At 50.5% G+C, this 17,135-nt stretch carries 18 protein-coding genes; 13 read left to right on the forward strand and 5 right to left on the reverse strand.

The features are described 5' to 3' along the window. Positions 1–126: 126 nt before the first annotated feature. The 13 genes from fliF to fliR all read left to right on the forward strand — a co-directional run bounded on the left by fliF (position 127) and on the right by fliR (position 11,081). Positions 127–1,851 (forward strand): flagellar basal-body MS-ring/collar protein FliF, encoded by a 1,725-nt coding sequence (gene fliF / locus LF929_RS13025; protein ID WP_038907566.1) that lies wholly within the window; start codon positions 127–129, stop codon positions 1,849–1,851. Further along, positions 1,848–2,840: a flagellar motor switch protein FliG gene (gene fliG, locus LF929_RS13030; protein ID WP_038904920.1), complete on the forward strand. Its 993-nt coding sequence runs from the start codon at positions 1,848–1,850 to the stop codon at positions 2,838–2,840. The genes fliF and fliG overlap by 4 nt, the downstream gene beginning before the upstream one ends. Further along, entirely contained in the window at positions 2,833–3,576 is a 744-nt protein-coding gene (gene fliH / locus LF929_RS13035) for a flagellar assembly protein FliH (RefSeq protein ID WP_226092952.1), read from the forward strand. Before fliG ends, fliH begins: the two co-directional genes overlap by 8 nt. Then, positions 3,576–4,946: a flagellar protein export ATPase FliI gene (fliI, locus tag LF929_RS13040; RefSeq protein ID WP_038904921.1), complete on the forward strand. Its 1,371-nt coding sequence runs from the start codon at positions 3,576–3,578 to the stop codon at positions 4,944–4,946. The genes fliH and fliI overlap by 1 nt, the downstream gene beginning before the upstream one ends. 8 nt (positions 4,947–4,954) lie before the next feature. Further along, on the forward strand, positions 4,955–5,395 hold the full coding sequence (gene fliJ, locus LF929_RS13045) for a flagellar export protein FliJ (RefSeq protein WP_038904922.1): 441 nt from the start codon (positions 4,955–4,957) through the stop codon (positions 5,393–5,395). 2 nt (positions 5,396–5,397) lie between these two features. Further along, entirely contained in the window at positions 5,398–6,738 is a 1,341-nt protein-coding gene (locus LF929_RS13050) for a flagellar hook-length control protein FliK (RefSeq protein WP_226092947.1), read from the forward strand. A gap of 133 nt (positions 6,739–6,871) precedes the next feature. After that, entirely contained in the window at positions 6,872–7,360 is a 489-nt protein-coding gene (fliL, locus tag LF929_RS13055; RefSeq protein WP_012884229.1) for a flagellar basal body-associated protein FliL, read from the forward strand. Positions 7,361–7,365: 5 nt separating this feature from the next. Next, on the forward strand, positions 7,366–8,382 hold the full coding sequence (gene fliM / locus LF929_RS13060; protein ID WP_038904925.1) for a flagellar motor switch protein FliM: 1,017 nt from the start codon (positions 7,366–7,368) through the stop codon (positions 8,380–8,382). After that, complete coding sequence (gene fliN, locus LF929_RS13065) at positions 8,375–8,791, forward strand: flagellar motor switch protein FliN (RefSeq protein WP_016940902.1); 417 nt, start codon at positions 8,375–8,377, stop codon at positions 8,789–8,791. The genes fliM and fliN overlap by 8 nt, the downstream gene beginning before the upstream one ends. Then, positions 8,791–9,210, forward strand: coding sequence for a flagellar biosynthetic protein FliO (gene fliO / locus LF929_RS13070; RefSeq protein WP_038904926.1), 420 nt, complete (start codon positions 8,791–8,793; stop codon positions 9,208–9,210). The genes fliN and fliO overlap by 1 nt, the downstream gene beginning before the upstream one ends. A 65-nt stretch (positions 9,211–9,275) precedes the next feature. After that, positions 9,276–9,983 carry a flagellar type III secretion system pore protein FliP gene (fliP, locus tag LF929_RS13075; protein WP_193744885.1) on the forward strand — a complete coding sequence of 236 codons (708 nt, stop codon included), beginning with the start codon at positions 9,276–9,278 and terminating at the stop codon, positions 9,981–9,983. Between the two features lie 43 nt (positions 9,984–10,026). Continuing rightward, the gene (fliQ, locus tag LF929_RS13080; RefSeq protein WP_038904928.1) at positions 10,027–10,296 is read left to right on the forward strand and encodes a flagellar biosynthesis protein FliQ; all 270 of its coding nucleotides are present in this window, start codon (positions 10,027–10,029) and stop codon (positions 10,294–10,296) included. A 2-nt stretch (positions 10,297–10,298) separates the two neighbouring features. Continuing rightward, positions 10,299–11,081, forward strand: a complete 783-nt coding sequence (fliR, locus tag LF929_RS13085) for a flagellar biosynthetic protein FliR (RefSeq protein ID WP_038907562.1) — start codon at positions 10,299–10,301, stop codon at positions 11,079–11,081. Positions 11,082–11,218: 137 nt separating this feature from the next. Here fliR and flgL read toward each other — a convergent pair whose 3' ends face one another. The 5 genes from flgL to LF929_RS13110 all read right to left on the reverse strand — a co-directional run bounded on the left by flgL (position 11,219) and on the right by LF929_RS13110 (position 17,024). Beyond that, on the reverse strand, positions 11,219–12,148 hold the full coding sequence (flgL, locus tag LF929_RS13090; RefSeq protein ID WP_210174257.1) for a flagellar hook-associated protein FlgL: 930 nt from the start codon (positions 12,146–12,148) through the stop codon (positions 11,219–11,221). 34 nt (positions 12,149–12,182) lie between these two features. Beyond that, a complete protein-coding gene (flgK, locus tag LF929_RS13095; protein ID WP_210174256.1) occupies positions 12,183–14,102 on the reverse strand; it encodes a flagellar hook-associated protein FlgK in 1,920 nt (639 codons plus the stop codon). 126 nt (positions 14,103–14,228) lie between these two features. Beyond that, a complete protein-coding gene (gene flgJ, locus LF929_RS13100; protein ID WP_038904940.1) occupies positions 14,229–15,182 on the reverse strand; it encodes a flagellar assembly peptidoglycan hydrolase FlgJ in 954 nt (317 codons plus the stop codon). Further along, a complete protein-coding gene (locus LF929_RS13105) occupies positions 15,182–16,291 on the reverse strand; it encodes a flagellar basal body P-ring protein FlgI (RefSeq protein ID WP_038904941.1) in 1,110 nt (369 codons plus the stop codon). The genes flgJ and LF929_RS13105 overlap by 1 nt, the downstream gene beginning before the upstream one ends. 16 nt (positions 16,292–16,307) lie before the next feature. After that, complete coding sequence (locus LF929_RS13110; protein WP_033581297.1) at positions 16,308–17,024, reverse strand: flagellar basal body L-ring protein FlgH; 717 nt, start codon at positions 17,022–17,024, stop codon at positions 16,308–16,310. Positions 17,025–17,135 lie beyond the last annotated feature (111 nt).

Consider the following 17,135-nt stretch of genomic DNA (forward strand, 5'->3'; position numbering starts at 1 on the left):
TTACGGAAAATAATGGCATGCCGGTAAATGTAAGTGATGAGTTTTTATGATTGCGCAATCAGGGAGTTCTGTTTTGTTACGTTACAACGTTATCCATATCGTTCAGCAACCAGGCAGAGATAGAGTATGAACGCCTTAACATCCGGAGCCGCTACCGGAGGGAAAAGCTTTGGCGAGATACTCAACCGTTTACGCGCCAATCCTAAAATCCCTTTGTTGATTGCTGCGGCAGCAACGATTGCTATTGTTGTCGCCTTATCCTTGTGGGCTCGTGGCCCAGATTATCGTGTGCTCTATACCAATCTGAACGAGCGCGATGGTGGCAGTATTATTTCCGAACTGGGCAAAATGAATATCCCCTACCGCTTTGCGGAAAACGGTGCAGCCATTCTGGTCCCGGCAGACAAAGTTTATGACACCCGATTGAAACTGGCGCAGCAAGGTTTGCCGAAAGGTGGTGCCGTCGGTTTCGAACTGCTCGATCAAGAAAAATTCGGTATCAGCCAGTTCAGCGAGCAAATTAACTACCAGCGCGCCCTTGAAGGTGAACTGGCAAGAACCATGGAAACGCTGGGGCCAATCCAAAGCGCCCGCGTTCACCTTGCCATTCCTAAACCCTCGCTGTTCGTACGTGAGCAGAAATCTCCCTCTGCGGCGGTTACCGTCACACTGCAACCAGGTCGTGCACTGGATGATAGCCAAATCAACGCGATTACCTATCTCGTTTCCAGCAGTGTAGCCGGACTCCCAGCCGACAAGGTGACCGTTGTTGATCAGACTGGCAAACTGCTGACGCAAAACGATGGTTCAGGGCGCGATCTGAATGCCGCGCAGTTGAAATATGCCAACGAGGTGGAAAGTAATTACCAACGTCGCATTGAAGCCATCCTGACACCGGTTGTTGGCGCGGGTAATGTGCATGCGCAGGTCACGGCTCAAATCGATTTCGCCAATCGTGAGCAGACTGATGAACAATATCAACCGAACCAGACGCCGAATCAGGCCGCAGTACGTTCTCAACAGACCAGTCAAAGCGACCAGCGTGGTGGACCCAATGTAGGTGGTGTGCCTGGCGCGCTGTCTAATACCCCGACTCCTGCGCCGACAGCACCTATTTCAACGCCGCCGGCAAACAACGCAAATAATGCCAATAACGCTAACAATACCAATAACGCGAACAATGCTAATGCTGCGGGGAACAATACCCAAACATCGGCAAGCAATTCGGCAAACCAGACATTCAATAGCCGTCACGACCAGACGATCAACTATGAAGTTGACCGTACTATCCGGCATACCAAACAAAGCACAGGGAGCGTCCAGCGTTTATCTGTCGCAGTTGTGGTTAACTACACACAAGGTGAGGATGGTAAACCAGCCGCGCTCAGCGATGAGCAGCTCAAGAAAATTGAAGCGTTAGTCCGTGAATCCATGGGCTTTTCCAGTGACCGTGGTGACTCTGTCAACGTAGTCAACACGCCATTCACCGTCACAGATACCTCTGCAGGTGAACTGCCCTTCTGGAAGAAACAGGCATTCTTCGATCTGCTGATTGAAGCAGGCCGCTGGTTGCTGGTACTGATTGTCGGCTGGATTATGTATCGCAAACTGGTACGTCCACAGTTGCAAAAACGTGCTCAGATACAACAAGCTGCTGAGGCTGCTGCGGCGCTTCGTGGTCAGGATTCGGGTGTCTCCGTCACCATCAGTGCAATGGAAGAGGAAATACAGAAGAAATCCGAGCAGCGGGCCCATGCCGAGCTGCACAGCCAGCGTATTCGTGAGCTGGCCGAGAACGATCCTCGCGTTGTCGCACTGGTAATCCGCCACTGGATGAGTAACGAACTATGAGTCTGACAGGTACAGAAAAAAGCGCCGTCTTGTTAATGACCATCGGCGAAGATCGTGCAGCGGAAGTTTTTACGCACCTTTCGACGCGTGAAGTACAGCACCTCAGTACTGCGATGGCCAACATGAAACAGGTCTCTCAATCCGAGTTGCTGGAAGTATTGCGCGAGTTTGATCTTGAAGCCGAGCAGTATGCCGCATTGGGTGTCAATGCCGGCGATTACCTGCGCTCAGTGCTGGTGAAAGCACTGGGTGAAGAACGTGCCTCTAGCCTGCTGGAAGACATTCTTGAAAGCAAAGAAACGTCTTCTGGTATGGAAACGCTCAACTTCATGGAGCCGCAAAGTGCGGCCGACCTTATTCGCGACGAGCACCCGCAGATTATCGCGACCATCCTGGTGCACCTAAAACGTGCGCAGGCAGCGGATATTCTGGCGCATTTCGATGAGCGTATGCGTAATGATGTGATGTTGCGTATCGCCACCTTTGGTGGGGTGCAGCCATCAGCATTGGCGGAATTGACCGAAGTGCTTAACGGACTGTTGGATGGTCAAAACCTCAAACGCAGTAAGATGGGTGGTGTTCGTACTGCGGCGGAAATCATCAACCTGATGAAAACGCAGCACGAAGAAGCTGTTATCGATGCGGTACGCGAATTCGACGGCGAACTGGCACAGAAAATTATCGACGAAATGTTCCTGTTCGAAAACCTGGTGGAAGTGGACGACCGCAGTATCCAACGTCTGTTGCAGGAAGTGGAGTCCGAGTCTTTGCTGGTTGCCCTGAAAGGCGCCGATCAGCCGTTGCGCGAGAAGTTCCTGCGCAACATGTCGCAGCGTGCGGCAGAAATTCTGCGCGACGACCTGGCAACCCGTGGCCCAGTCCGTATGTCTCAGGTGGAAAACGAACAGAAAGCCATTCTGCTTATTGTGCGTCGTCTGGCAGACAGCGGAGAAATGATTATCGGTGGTGGTGATGACGCGTTTGTCTAATTCTTCCAGTGATCTTAACTGGCAACCGTGGAAGTTGGATGACCTTTCCGCTCCTACCGCCCCTGCAGTTAAAGAGGCGGCAGCACCGGCTGCGCCCTCTTCCGCGTCAGCCGCGATGTCGTCAGAAGATGATAACGGCTTTTTTGCCATGTCTGATTTCCAGCAACCGCAGGATGACCTGGCAACATTACGCGAACAAGTGCTGCAACAGGCTCGGGAAACCGGATTTGCTGAAGGTAAGCAACAGGGATATGCAGCCGGTTATCAGGATGGACTCCAGGCGGGTACACAGCAGGGCTTGCAAAATGCAGCCCAACAGCAGCAGCCAGTTATTGCCCAGATGCAGCAAATGGTCAATGAATTCCAGCAAACATTGGATTCTCTTGACAGCGTCATCGTTTCACGGCTGATGCAACTGGCTTTAACCGCCGCCAGGCAGGTCATTGGACAGTCGCCGGTTTGTGACGGAACCGCATTAATGGGGCAAATACAGCAGCTTATCCAGCAAGAGCCCATGTTTAGCGGTAAGCCGCAGTTGCGGGTGCACCCTTCAGACCTGGAAATGGTGGATCAGCACCTCGGCCCAACCCTCAGTCTGCATGGCTGGCGGTTATTGGCGGATAATCAGTTACACCCCGGTGGATGCAAAGTCAGCGCTGAAGAAGGTGATCTCGACGCGAGTATTGCCACACGCTGGCATGAACTTTGCCGACTGGCCGCACCGGGAGAACTTTGATGACAGTGCGTCTCTCCCGTTGGCTTTCTTCCATTGATGCATTTGAGAAACGCATCACCAATACGCCTTCAATACGCCGTTACGGACGGCTAACGCGGGCAACGGGATTGGTGCTTGAAGCAACTGGCCTTCATATGCCATTAGGCTCAACCTGTTTGATTGAACGGCAAACCGGCAATCAGGTTGACGAAGTTGAAAGTGAAGTCGTCGGATTTAATGGCCAGAAATTGTTCCTGATGCCACTTGAAGAAGTCGAGGGCATCATCCCAGGTGCTCGTGTCTACGAGCGTGTTGGCCTGACCGGTAGCAGCCAGGGTAAACAATTGCCATTAGGCCCGGCATTGCTGGGACGAGTGCTGGATGGCAGCGCCAAACCGCTGGATGGCCTGCCGACGCCGGATACCGGCTATAGTGCTCCGCTGGTGACAGCACCGTTTAACCCTCTTCAGCGCACGCCCATCGAACATGTGCTGGACGTGGGTGTTCGGGCCATTAATGCCTTGCTGACCGTTGGTCGAGGTCAGCGTATGGGGCTTTTCGCTGGCTCCGGCGTGGGTAAAAGTGTGCTACTCGGTATGATGGCGCGCTATACTCAAGCTGATGTTATTGTTGTTGGGTTGATCGGGGAGCGTGGACGTGAAGTCAAAGACTTCATTGAAAACATTCTCGGTACCGAAGGGCTCGCCCGCTCGGTGGTGATCGCAGCACCAGCGGATGTCTCTCCCCTACTGCGTATGCAGGGTGCGGCTTATGCTACACGTATCGCAGAAGATTTCCGCGATCGTGGACATCATGTATTGTTAATTATGGATTCGCTAACGCGTTATGCGATGGCTCAGCGTGAAATCGCGCTGGCAATTGGCGAACCACCGGCAACTAAAGGTTATCCGCCTTCAGTTTTCGCAAAACTGCCTGCGCTGGTAGAACGTGCAGGTAACGGTATTTCAGGCGGCGGTTCGATCACTGCGTTTTATACGGTGTTGACCGAGGGCGACGATCAGCAAGATCCGATTGCTGATTCAGCCCGTGCGATTCTGGACGGCCACATTGTGTTGTCCCGCCAGTTGGCAGAATCCGGGCATTATCCGGCTATTGATATAGAGGCATCGATTAGTCGTGCTATGACAGCATTAATCGATGAGAACCATTATTCTGCAGTGAGGCAGTTCAAACAGTCGTTATCCAGTTATCAGCGCAATCGTGACCTGATTAGCGTTGGTGCCTATGCCGCGGGTAGTGACCCGATGCTTGATCGGGCAATACAGCTGTATCCGCAAATGCAACATTTTTTGCAGCAGGGAATGTTTGAGCGCAGTTCGTTTGATGAAGCCTGTCAGGCACTCAATAACATTTTCCCGTATAATAGATAGGAGGGCGAATGAGTACTCAGTCAACCTTCGTCATGCTCCGTGATTTGGCTCAAAAGGAAGTCGATGCGGCAACAACGCATCTGGGCCAGGTGCAAAAAGCCTATTCACAGGCTGAACAGCAATTGAATATGTTGTTAGGCTACCATGATGATTATCGCCAGCGGCTCAACGATTCGATGACCGAAGGTATGGCCAATACCGCCTGGCAGAATTATCAGCAATTTATTTTGACTCTGGAAAAAGCGATTGAGCAGCATCAGAATCAGTTATTAAATTGGTCTTCTCGTTTGGAGCAGGCGATGAAAGCCTGGCAGCAAAAGCAACAGCGATTAAATGCATTTAGTACGCTGCAACAACGTGAACAAACCAAAATGCTGGCACACGAAAATCGCCTGGAACAAAAGCGGATGGATGAGTTCGCCCAACGTGCATCAATGAGGAAAACATAATTATGAACTTGCCAGCAATGACAACCACTACAACGATTGACGCAAGCAGCACGACTACGCCTCAGGGGAACTCTCTACTTGCGCTGCTGGGCAAGGATCAACTGCCAGAGAATTTTGTGCAATTACTCTCGCAAAAACTCTCTGCAACGCAATCTGCCAAGAAAACGGTCATCAGTGATCAGGAAGCGGCTGAATTCAAAGATGCTCTTGCAAAGAGTGGTATTGAGGCTAACAGTGATGAATTAAATGCCATCCTGACCGCCTTGACCAAAGGAACGCTGACACTAAGTGATCTACAGTCGGGTAATTCCCTTGAGTCGCTCCTGGCAAAAGCGCAGAAAAAAGACAGCGTAAAAGACGAAAAAACAACGAATACCGACGCATTAGCGATGCAAGCGTTGTTTGCGATGATTCCGGCGCAGACTTCTGCTCAGGGGAAATTAGCCACTGACGGTACAAGCTCAGCGCAATCTGTATCTGATGCGCTGGATGCACTGAAAAATGGTAAAGGCGACAACAGTGTTCTGAGTTCGTTAATCAGCTCAACGAAAAACACTGACACATCAGCACAAGGCAATTTTGCGCTGAACGCCTCTACAACAGCGACAAATAACACCGGCTCAACACTGTCTGGCACCGGTGCATCAGTTGCTGCCGCCCCAAATGCTGGATTACGCGCCACTGACAATAGCTACGATCAATCCAAAGAGAATGCTCTGCTGGTATCGCGTAAAGAAGACAGTGCCAGCAACCCGATTGCCGCCACCGCGCCTGCCGATGCCGGCACACACTCGTCATTACAAGCACTATCTACATTGTTTGCCAGTAATGCGGCGCCAACCCAACCGGCAGCGCAGCATGTCACCAGCCAGATTAGTGCGCCTTTGGGTACTCAACAGTGGAATGACGCACTGGGTCAGCAAGTTGTCATGTTTACCCGTAACGGGCAGCAGACAGCAGAACTGAAGTTGCACCCGGAAGAACTCGGTTCACTGCATATTACGTTGAAAATCGAAGATAATCAGGCCCAGATTCATCTGGTCTCTGGCAATAGTCAGGTGCGTTCCGCACTGGAATCCGCTCTCCCCCATCTGCGCAATGCCATGGCTGAGAATGGTATCAATCTGGGACAAAGCAGCGTAGGCTCAGACGCCAGCAGCTGGCAGCAGTCCCAGCAACAGGTGGCAAGTAATGCCAACGGGAATGGCGGCGGCAACGCTTCGTCTTACCAACAGCAATTTGGTCAACCTGATCGTACAGGCGCTGAAGCGGACACACTGGCTGTACCAGCACAGTTGCAATCAATGGTAACGGGGCTTAATGGCGTTGATATCTTTGCCTAATGAAAAAGTTAACGCTTTTTTTATTGTTTATTCATTGTATTGAAGCGGTGAATAGGCAGGATAATCATGATATCACGCATTTATCTCATGGCTAACATTGCCATGAGATACTGATAAATAACAGGATACATCATTGGCTACGTCTAATAAGAAAGCCCAGTCAGGTGGTAAAAAACGCTCCCTCTGGCTGATAATCTTGATTGTTATCGCCCTGGCAGCTACAGCAGGGGCGGGTGCTGGCTGGTGGTTCTTGAATCATAAAAAAACCGAGACGGCATCCAGCGAGCCGCCTCCGCCGCCGGCACCTGTATTCATGCCGTTGGATACATTCACCGTTAACTTGTTATCCCCAGATAACAACCCGGATCGGGTGTTGTACGTGGGCATTACCCTGCGACTGCCGGATGAAGCAACCCGTGCACGCCTGACGAACTATCTGCCGGAAATTCGCAGTCGTTTGATTATGCTGTTTTCCCGCCAGAGCTCATCTGTTCTGGCAACGGAACAAGGTAAACAAAAACTGGTTGAAGATATCAAGCAGGTATTAAGCCCACCGCTGGTCCCTGGACAACCTAACCAGGTCGTCAGCGATGTCCTGTTCACTGCTTTTATTTTGCGGTAATCACTATGGGTGACAGCATTCTTTCACAAGCAGAGATTGATGCTCTGCTAAACGGTGACAGTGGTGATAGCAGCGCTGATGCCAGCAGCGCCGCTTCCCAAAAAGATGGGGATGTTAAGCCCTATGATCCCAATACACAGCGACGCGTTATCCGTGAGCGTCTGCAAGCGCTGGAGATCATCAACGAGCGTTTCGCGCGCCAATTCCGTATGGGCTTGTTTAACCTGCTTCGTCGTAGCCCTGATATTACCGTTGGTGCTATCAAGATTCAGCCGTATCATGAGTTTGCACGTAACCTGCCGGTTCCAACCAACCTCAACCTGATACACCTGAAGCCCTTGCGCGGTACTGCGCTATTCGTGTTTTCACCCAGTCTGGTTTTCATTGCCGTCGACAACCTGTTTGGTGGCGATGGTCGTTTTCCTACCAAGGTTGAAGGCCGAGAATTTACACATACCGAGCAGCGCGTAGTGCGTCGTATGCTGAAACTGGCTCTCGAATCCTACAGTGACGCCTGGAACGCGATTTACAAGCTGGATGTGGAGTATGTGCGTTCGGAAATGCAGGTAAAATTCACCAATATCACCACATCGCCAAACGATATCGTGGTAACTACCCCTTTCCATCTGGAAATTGGTACGCTGACCGGTGAATTCAGCATCTGTATTCCATTCTCCATGATTGAACCTTTACGCGAATTGCTCGCCAACCCGCCGCTGGAAAACTCGCAGCAGGAAGACCAGCACTGGCGTGAAACACTGGCAAAACAGGTACAGCACTCAGAGTTAGAGCTGGTTGCTAACTTTGTTGATATTCCGGTTCGACTGTCAAAGGTATTAAAACTCAAGCCCGGAGATATTTTGCCGATTGATAAACCTGAACGCCTGGTAGCACATGTGGATGGCGTGCCTGTATTGACATGCCAATACGGTACGTTAGATGGTCAGTATGCCTTGCGTGTTGAACACTTGATTAACCCCATTTTAAATTCTCTGAATGACGAGGAACCGCTCAATGAGTGACATCAAGAAACCGTCCGAAGAAACGGATTCCGTGGACGATCTGTGGGCTGATGCATTTAATGAGCAGCAGTCGGCAGAAAAAGGCGCGTCGGGTAGTACTGATAATATCTTCAAAAACTTTGATGTGCAGGATACCCAAGGGTCAATGCAGGATATCGACCTGATTTTGGATATCCCGGTTAAATTGACCGTGGAGTTAGGGCGCACCAAAATGACGATCAAGGAGCTACTGCGCTTGTCACAGGGCTCTGTCGTGGCACTAGACGGTTTGGCTGGTGAGCCACTGGATATCATGATTAACGGGTATCTGATTGCTCAGGGTGAAGTGGTTGTCGTTTCCGACAAGTATGGTGTGCGTATCACCGATATTATTACACCATCAGAACGTATGCGCAGGCTAGGCCGTTAATGGCTGGCACCACCGCACAACAGACTACATCGACCATTCAGCAGCCACCAGTGGCTGCTGAATCCGTTATTTCTGGCGGTGCGCTCTTGTCACAAGTGGGTACCGCCCTGTGCGGCGTGTTATTGCTGATTTTACTGGTCGCCTGGGCACTGCGAAAACTGGGATTTGCGCCGCAGACTAAGAAAAGCAACGTCATGAAAATGGTGTCGACTTATCCAGTTGGACAGCGTGAGCGTATTGTGATCGTTGAAGTTGATGACACCTGGCTTGTATTGGGGGTTACAGCCCAACAAATAACCCACTTGCACACCCTGCCCGCTCATCCCATTAACGATGTACCGTCGGCAGAAAGTATTGCGCCAGCCGATTTTCTTCAGTTCCTTAAGAAAGCGACCAAGCGTCCGGAAAAAACCGAATGAGTACCCCCCTGCGTCCGATTTCACTTTCTCCCTGGTTCCGCCTGCTTCGTTACCCTGCGGCCTTCATGTTGTTGCTGATTGCGCCTTACGCACTTGCACAGTTGCCAAGCATTATCAGCCACCCACTACCTAATGGTGGGCAGAGCTGGTCCTTACCCGTTCAGACACTGATCTTCATCACTGCGCTGAGCTTTATTCCCGCCGTACTGCTGATGATGACCTGCTTTACGCGTATCATCATCGTGCTGAGCTTGCTGCGTAACGCATTAGGAACCCCCACGGCACCCCCTAACCAGGTTCTGCTAGGTCTCAGTCTGTTTCTGACTTTTTTTGTTATGTCGCCCGTACTGAACCGTATTTACGATGAGGCTTATCGCCCGTTCAGTGAAGACAAAATCAGCATGGAAGTCGCTATTGATAAAGGTTCAAAACCGCTGCGTGAGTTTATGCTGCGGCAAACCCGGGAAGCAGATTTAGCGTTGTTTACCCGTTTGGCTCAGATTCCCTCGCTGCAAGGCCCGGAAGCTGTACCGATGCGAGTATTAGTACCGGCTTATGTTACCAGCGAACTGAAAACCGCCTTTCAGATTGGTTTTACGATTTTCATTCCTTTTCTGCTGATTGACCTGGTTGTCGCCAGCGTATTAATGGCACTGGGTATGATGATGGTTCCTCCAGCGACGATTTCGTTGCCATTCAAACTGATGCTTTTTGTGTTGGTTGACGGATGGCAATTACTGCTGGGGTCGCTGGCCCAGAGTTTTTATACTTAGTTAGTGCGGACGCTGCTGTCCACCACATCAGAGGAATGCCTGTATGACTCCTGAATCCGTCATGGCTTTAGGCTATGAAGCAATGAAAATAGCGCTGATGCTGGCAGGCCCTCCTCTTATCGCTGCGCTAGTTAGCGGTTTGATTGTCAGCATGCTTCAGGCGGCTACACAAATCAACGAAATGACCTTGTCATTCATCCCCAAGGTTCTTACGGTGTTTTTTACCCTTGTGGTCGCCGGGCCTTGGATGCTTAGTGTCATTCTCGACTACATGCGTACAATGTTCAGCCAGTTCCCTAACATGATCGGGTAGATATGGTTACCCTCAGCAGCATCGATATGATCGGCTGGTTCAATCAATTTTTCTGGCCACTGGTCAGGATTCTGGCACTGATTAGCACTGCCCCTATTTTTAGCGAACGGGCTATTACCCGCCGAGTGAAAATCGGTATAGGCGTGCTCATCACTATTGTCATTGCGCCAAATATCCCACATTCCTCGATCCCTGTCTTTTCTGCAGCAGGTGTATGGATGCTGTTTCAGCAAGTCGTGATCGGCGTCATGTTGGGTTTCACCATGCAACTGGCGTTTGCGGCAATCCGACTAGCAGGAGAGATTATCGGTCTGCAAATGGGGCTGTCATTCGCCACGTTCTTTGACCCCAGCGGTGGGCCCAACATGCCAGTCGTATCCCGGTTCATGAACCTACTGGCATTATTGCTTTTTCTGACGATGAATGGGCATTTATGGCTGATTTCATTGCTGGTTGACAGTTTTCATACCATTCCGATTGGGGCTGCACCTGTCAGCGGTAATGTCTTTATGACTCTCGCTGGCGCTGGTGGAAGGATCTTCTCTAACGGGCTGATGCTTGCACTCCCGCTCATTACATTACTGCTCACCATTAACATGGCGCTTGGGTTATTGAGTCGGCTGGCGCCACAGTTAACCATCTTCGCTATCGGTTTTCCTATCACCCTTTTTACCGGGATTATTACCGTAGGATTCCTGCTTTTCCTTATTTCCCCTTATGCCGAAAAACTGTTTGGCGAAACCTATGATCTTCTGGCTGATTTGCTAAACCAGTTTGCCGGATAGTCCCTCGATCATTGGGCCTCGAATCTTTTTCATGCACTGCGCACAATAAAAAAAAGCATGTCATCTTATGAAGGATGACATGCCAAAAAGAATACGCCCGGTTTAAGCGTATCCAAATACTGGACCGCTATTCCATATTATTTGTTTAGCTGGAACAGCGAGAGGCCCTGCATATCGCTAAATGCTTTATATGATGCTTGCAAGGATTGCTGTTGCATCATGTATGTGGAGATGGTTGCGACCATATCGATATCAACCAAATCGCTCAATGTTTGCTTATTGGCATTGCTGCGATCAGTACCAATACTGTTCAATGTATCGACTTCCTGCAACTGAACGCCCAAGGTGGCTTGCGCAGAAGAAACATTCGTCAGCGCATTTTTGAGGTTCTGGCTAGCCGCGTTGATAGACGCCGTATTGGCAGCCTTTACCGCATCCGTTGCCCCTTCCAGCGGTGTTTCCAACGCACTAATCGCACTGTCCAGAGCACCAAAGATATCCGCGGTACCGCTAGCGTTATTAAATACGTCTGACCCGATATGCCCGACCGTCATGACGCGATCCGCATCCACCTGCTGAGAAATAGCCTGAGTACCACCAACATAGCTCACTGTACCGGCAGCATTGGTAGTAAACGGTTGAGCATCGGTCTTGTAACCGCCGAAGATAAAATTACCATTACCGTCGGTGCTGTTCCCCAGGTTGAGCAACTGAGCTTTCAAGCCACGCAAAGAGGTAGCGATGAGCTGACGATCGTTATCATTCTTTGTACCATCAGCACTTAACAGTGTGGTACTGGCGCTGGTCAATGCAGTCGCAACGTTAGTCAGTACAGAAAGCTCACTATTCATGCCATTTTCGGCAAATGTACGCGCCAAAGAATATTGATCGTTTTGAGCCTGAGCCTGGTTGACCATTACCGCTTTAGAGGCCGCAATCGGATCATCAGAAGGGTTCACCACCCGGGTATTACTGGCTAACTGTTGACCCGTCTTGCTGAAATTTGACAGCCCGTCTGTGACGCCCTGCATGCCTTGCTGAAAAATAATACTGGTACTCAGTCGCATAATCTATTTCCTTACTGATTTTATCGTCACAAACTTAGCTACGGATCGCCAACAGGGAATCAAAGATCGTCGAAGCCGTCTGGATTACCTTGGCATTGGCCATGTAGTACTGTTGGTAACGAACAAGATCACCGTACTCTTCATCCAGGTTTACACCAGACACAGACTGCTGCTCCGTGGTTAACTGCGACACCACGTTCTTCTGAGATGTATCAGTCACCTTAGCCGTACTCGTCTTGTTACCAATGTCCCCAACCAGACTGGCATATGCCTGACTGATACTCGATTTACCTTCAACGACTTTAACCGTCTGCAAATTCAGTAATGCTTTAGCATTCGTGTTATCACTAACCCCACCACCGGTAGAGGTTAGCGAAGAACCCGCCGCTGCTATCTTGGAAGAATCTGAGATGACAACAGACATACCAACGACGACATCGCGCACACCTTTCACAGTAAACACGTCTTTAGCCGCTGGTGTACCGGTGATATCTAATTTCATACCATCAAAAATCAGACTGGCGGGTGTAGACCCACTGGCTGCGGCATAGGTGGCAGAAGAAGACAAATCAGCGCCATCTGACAGACGGGTAATCGACCAGTCGCTGGCAGCTGGACCTACGAATTTAACGGTGTAATCGCTCGCTTTGATGTAGTTGTTATCATTGCGTGTCAGCGACGCAGCCGAGGCTGTCGCTGGCGCAGTTTGCGAAATGGAAGACTGTCCCGGTGATACTTTGAAGCTGAAGGTATCCCCCGACGCGGCGGAACCGGAAATATCGATAGTGAAACCATCAAACGTTAACGCCGAACCCGACAACGTTGAGCTGGCAGTGGTACCGTCAGACCGGGTAACACTCCAGGACGTTCCGTTGTACTGCATCGAGTACGTATCACTGAGATAGGAAGAACTCAGCTCCGCAGCAGACGTATTTTTAGCGCTTTTCAATGTGACGGACGAACCGACGCCAAAGAAGTCCCCACCCTGGGCGTTGTTCAAGTCAAAACCGGCTTTGTGTTGCTGGTTGAAAGCATCAGTAAACGCCAACGCCATCTGGCCTAATTGGTTACGGGCGCTATCGAGCGTACTGGTACGGAAATTAAGTAGCCCGCCGAGAGAGCCACCGGTAATCGTGCTCTCTTTCACTTCACTCACACCAGCAATAGCATCGTTGTAAGCAACGGTAGTACGGGTAGGGTCAGTGCTGGATGTCGTCGCAACAAGCGTATTAAAGCTTTTACCTTGTACCAGTGTCAGGCCGTTTTTCAGCGAGACGTTGTACATATCGCCATCCTGAACCGCGACATCGACACCAACCAGCTTGTTCAACGAATCAACCAATGAGTCACGTTGGTCCAGCAAATCATTTGGCGCCGCGCCATTATTCGCGCCTTTCAAGCGCACAATCTGATCGTTGATATTGGCGATTTGCTGGGCATAAGTGTTAATCTGCGTCACTGTGACGGAGAGCTCGCCATTGATGTTGCTGTCCATATCACGCAAATACTGATCGGTGATTTTGAACTGGTTGACCAACGCATTGGCTTTACCCAACACAGTCTGACGAACGGACGAATCACTGGAGTTACTGGTCAGGTTCTGCAGGTTCTTAAAGAAATCCTGAATAGAAGTTGACAAGCTGGATGAACTGCTCGATAGCAGGTTGTCAATTTTGGAAATCTGGTCGTAATAAGAAGTCGTCGCGCTACTGGTTGCCTGCGCCGCACGCAACTGCTTGGCGATAAAATCGTTGTAATCACGGTTAATGCTGACAACCGTCACCCCGTTACCAATGTAACCGGCAGAGGTCGTTGTACCATTATTCTGTGCCAACAGCGCGTTTTGACGGCTATACCCTGCAACAGCCTGATTACTGATGTTGTTACTGACAGTGCTCAGTGCCGCTTGTGCTGCACTCAAACCACTCATTCCGGTGTTAATCAAATTGGACATGCTGGGTTCCTTTTACTCTTACTCATGCGCAGACAGGGCACAACCTATTGCCGGGCACAAAAAGATATCGCCGTTATAAATTAACTTGTATAACTATCGGCAAGCGGGCTGAAAACTTGAGAAAAATTAGAAAATCCCGCTCAGATCATGTGTATAGGCCTGAACTGCCTTTTCACCTGTATTTTTCATCTGCTGGATCATGCTGACCAGCTTCTTCGCATAAGCTGGATCCGTCGCATACCCCGCCTGCTGTAATGCTACCGCGGCCTGTTCCGCCGTTGCCGCCGCAGACACGCCAGCATAACGGGGATTCTGAGTTAACAGTTTGGCATAATCATTCAACGCTTCCAGATAAGAACCATACACGCGGAAAGCAGCAGTGACTTTTTTGGCAACACCTTGTTCGTACTCTGTCGTGGTGATTTCCGTGACCGGTCCATCCCAGTTGCTACCAGCCTTAATACCGAAAATGTTGTGGCTACGACGCCCATCGGTGGTAGGGATTTCATGCTGTCCCCAACCCGATTCAAGAGCGGCCTGAGCCATAATGAGGTGATGTGGAATACCACTTTGCTGACTAACCAGCATGGCGGGTGTGGACAAACGCGAAATAAAATCAGCACTGCTCATGGGCAATGGTGATGACTTTTCCGATAGCTTAGGCATCGCTTTACGCACCATCTGCTCCACGGCAAATGAAGGCATATTGCGAGCCAGTTGACCATCAGGCTTAAATGGCGTCGATGGTGCAGGTTGCTCAATTCCGACTATACCCTGCCCCATCATCTGTTTTTCAATAACAGCGGCCAGTCCTACCCCTTTGCCTGACGACATTTGTTGAGCCAACTGCTGGTCATACATTGAGGTGATCATACGCGTCTGATCACTACTGAACATACCATCCTTCGGTAGCGTATCACGCATGCTCTTCATCATCATTTGCACGAAGACGCCTTCCAACTGCTTGGCCACAGCACGGATCCCTTCCCGGCTCTGGGGATGGCTCGATACATCCCGCTTTAGCGCGTTAAGCGACTGTGTTTCATAAGCCGGGTTGTTAAACGTCTTCATGTCACTCATCAGATGATTTCCAGCTTCGCTCTCAGGCAACCTGCACTTTCCATTGCCTGAAGAATTGACATCAAATCCATGGGTGTGGCACCAAGTGAGTTCAAGGCTCTAACTACACTGTTGAGGTTAGCACTCGAGTTCACGCGCTGTAATGCTCCACCTTCCTGACGCATAGAAATTTCCGTTTGCGGCGTAACGACCGTCTGCCCACCAGCCAGCGGTGTATTTGGCTGACTCACCACATTCTGTTGATTGATAGTCACCGACAGATTGCCCTGTGCAACGGCACAATTTTCCAGTTGGACATTGCGGTTCATCACCACTGAGCCGGTACGGGAATTGACGATGACTTTGGCATCCAGCGTACCGACATTGACTTCGATATTCTGCATATCCGCCAGGAAGCGAACCTGAGCACTGTTACCAGCAGGTACGATAACTCTTACGGTGCGTGAATCCAGCGGTGCCGCCGAACCGCCACGACCGAAACGGTTAATCGCATCACTAATACTCTGCGCCATAGTGAAATCGTCTTGATTCAACTGCAGCATGATCGTATTGCCGGTCCCAAAGGTGTTCGGTAGCTCACGTTCAATAATCGCACCACCGCTAATACGACCACCTGATAACTGGTTGACCTGAACACTGCTACCACCAGCCGCCGCACCCGCGCCACCGATCAAAAGGTTACCTTGTGCGATGGCATAGACCTGATTGTCTACACCCTTCAGCGGCGTCATCAGCAATGTACCGCCTCTCAGGCTCTTGGCATTACCCATAGAAGAAACAACCACATCGACAGTCTGCCCTGCGCGAGCAAACGGCGGCAATTTAGCCGTTACCATTACTGCCGCTACGTTTTTCAACTGCATATTGGTGCCGGCAGGTACGGTTATCCCCAATTGGGATAGCATGTTATTCAAACTTTGAGTGGTGAACGGCGTCTGAGTAGTCTGGTCACCTGTACCATCAAGCCCTACCACCAGACCATAACCGATGAGTGCGTTATCACGCACCCCCTGAATCGTCACCAAATCGCGGATACGCTCAGCTGATGCTGGCGGAGCCACCATCACCAGCAAAGCAAGAAAAAGAGTAAAAACTGAAGTGATCCGCATTATGTGCCTCATCAATTTAGAACGGCGAAACATTAAGGAAGAAGCGCTGCAGCCAGCCCATGGTCTGCGTTTCGTTAATGTAGCCATTACCCACATATTCCATACGCGCGTCCGCCACTTGCGTCGACGGCACGGTGTTGCTGCCGCTGATAGTCCTTGGGTTTACCACCCCAGAGAAACGAATAAACTCGGTTCCCTGATTAACGGCGATTTGTTTCTCACCAACGACATGCAAATTGCCGTTTGTCAGCACCTGATCGACCGTCACGGTGATTGTGCCAGTGAAGGTATTATTCGCGTTAGCTCCGCCCTTCCCGGTAAACGCATCTTTACCGGTAGCATCAAGTGCCGCCCGGTTGTTGCCCAAAGGCCCTTCAAGTAAACGTGGTGTCGTGGTCATACCAAAGGAGCTGGATGCATCCCGGCTGGCATTCGCCGACGAGTTCTTGCTGGCACTGACGTTTTCCTGCAACACGATAGTCAGCGTATCCCCGACGTTTCTCGGTCGACGATCCTCAAACATCGGCTGATATCCGTAATTCATCGCCTGACCGGTCTGGAAAATAGACCCATTAGGGATAGCCTGTAACGGCGATGCAGGTTGCGCTGTCGTTGGTCCAGTGACAACCTTATCATGAGGTACATAGGCGCAACCGGACAGTGTTAACATCATCACGTATGCCAGCAACCGGGGCCGACACGGCTGCAATGCGGCAACCGACTTCGTATTCATCATCACTACGGATATCGCCTTACTTTCAGTAACCTATCCACATATTGAATCAAGGTGGCTACTTCACCCATTTGCGCGCTACACGCAAATCAGTAAAAAGCCACCCTATCT

It is taken from the genome of Dickeya oryzae, assembly GCF_020406815.2.
Classification (GTDB): Bacteria; Pseudomonadota; Gammaproteobacteria; order Enterobacterales; family Enterobacteriaceae; genus Dickeya; species Dickeya oryzae.

Excerpts from the sequence above, each read along its gene's own strand:
- fliF (WP_038907566.1), top strand. The coding sequence starts at position 127 with ATGAACGCCTTAACATCCGGAGCCGCTACCGGAGGGAAAAGCTTTGGC.
- fliG (WP_038904920.1), top strand. The coding sequence starts at position 1,848 with ATGAGTCTGACAGGTACAGAAAAAAGCGCCGTCTTGTTAATGACCATC.
- fliI (WP_038904921.1), top strand. The coding sequence starts at position 3,576 with ATGACAGTGCGTCTCTCCCGTTGGCTTTCTTCCATTGATGCATTTGAG.
- fliJ (WP_038904922.1), top strand. The coding sequence starts at position 4,955 with ATGAGTACTCAGTCAACCTTCGTCATGCTCCGTGATTTGGCTCAAAAG.
- LF929_RS13050 (WP_226092947.1), top strand. The coding sequence starts at position 5,398 with ATGAACTTGCCAGCAATGACAACCACTACAACGATTGACGCAAGCAGC.
- fliM (WP_038904925.1), top strand. The coding sequence starts at position 7,366 with ATGGGTGACAGCATTCTTTCACAAGCAGAGATTGATGCTCTGCTAAAC.
- fliN (WP_016940902.1), top strand. The coding sequence starts at position 8,375 with ATGAGTGACATCAAGAAACCGTCCGAAGAAACGGATTCCGTGGACGAT.
- fliO (WP_038904926.1), top strand. The coding sequence starts at position 8,791 with ATGGCTGGCACCACCGCACAACAGACTACATCGACCATTCAGCAGCCA.
- fliP (WP_193744885.1), top strand. The coding sequence starts at position 9,276 with ATGTTGTTGCTGATTGCGCCTTACGCACTTGCACAGTTGCCAAGCATT.
- fliQ (WP_038904928.1), top strand. The coding sequence starts at position 10,027 with ATGACTCCTGAATCCGTCATGGCTTTAGGCTATGAAGCAATGAAAATA.
- fliR (WP_038907562.1), top strand. The coding sequence starts at position 10,299 with ATGGTTACCCTCAGCAGCATCGATATGATCGGCTGGTTCAATCAATTT.
- flgL (WP_210174257.1), bottom strand. The coding sequence starts at position 12,148 with ATGCGACTGAGTACCAGTATTATTTTTCAGCAAGGCATGCAGGGCGTC.
- flgK (WP_210174256.1), bottom strand. The coding sequence starts at position 14,102 with ATGTCCAATTTGATTAACACCGGAATGAGTGGTTTGAGTGCAGCACAA.
- flgJ (WP_038904940.1), bottom strand. The coding sequence starts at position 15,182 with ATGAGTGACATGAAGACGTTTAACAACCCGGCTTATGAAACACAGTCG.
- LF929_RS13105 (WP_038904941.1), bottom strand. The coding sequence starts at position 16,291 with ATGCGGATCACTTCAGTTTTTACTCTTTTTCTTGCTTTGCTGGTGATG.
- LF929_RS13110 (WP_033581297.1), bottom strand. The coding sequence starts at position 17,024 with ATGAATACGAAGTCGGTTGCCGCATTGCAGCCGTGTCGGCCCCGGTTG.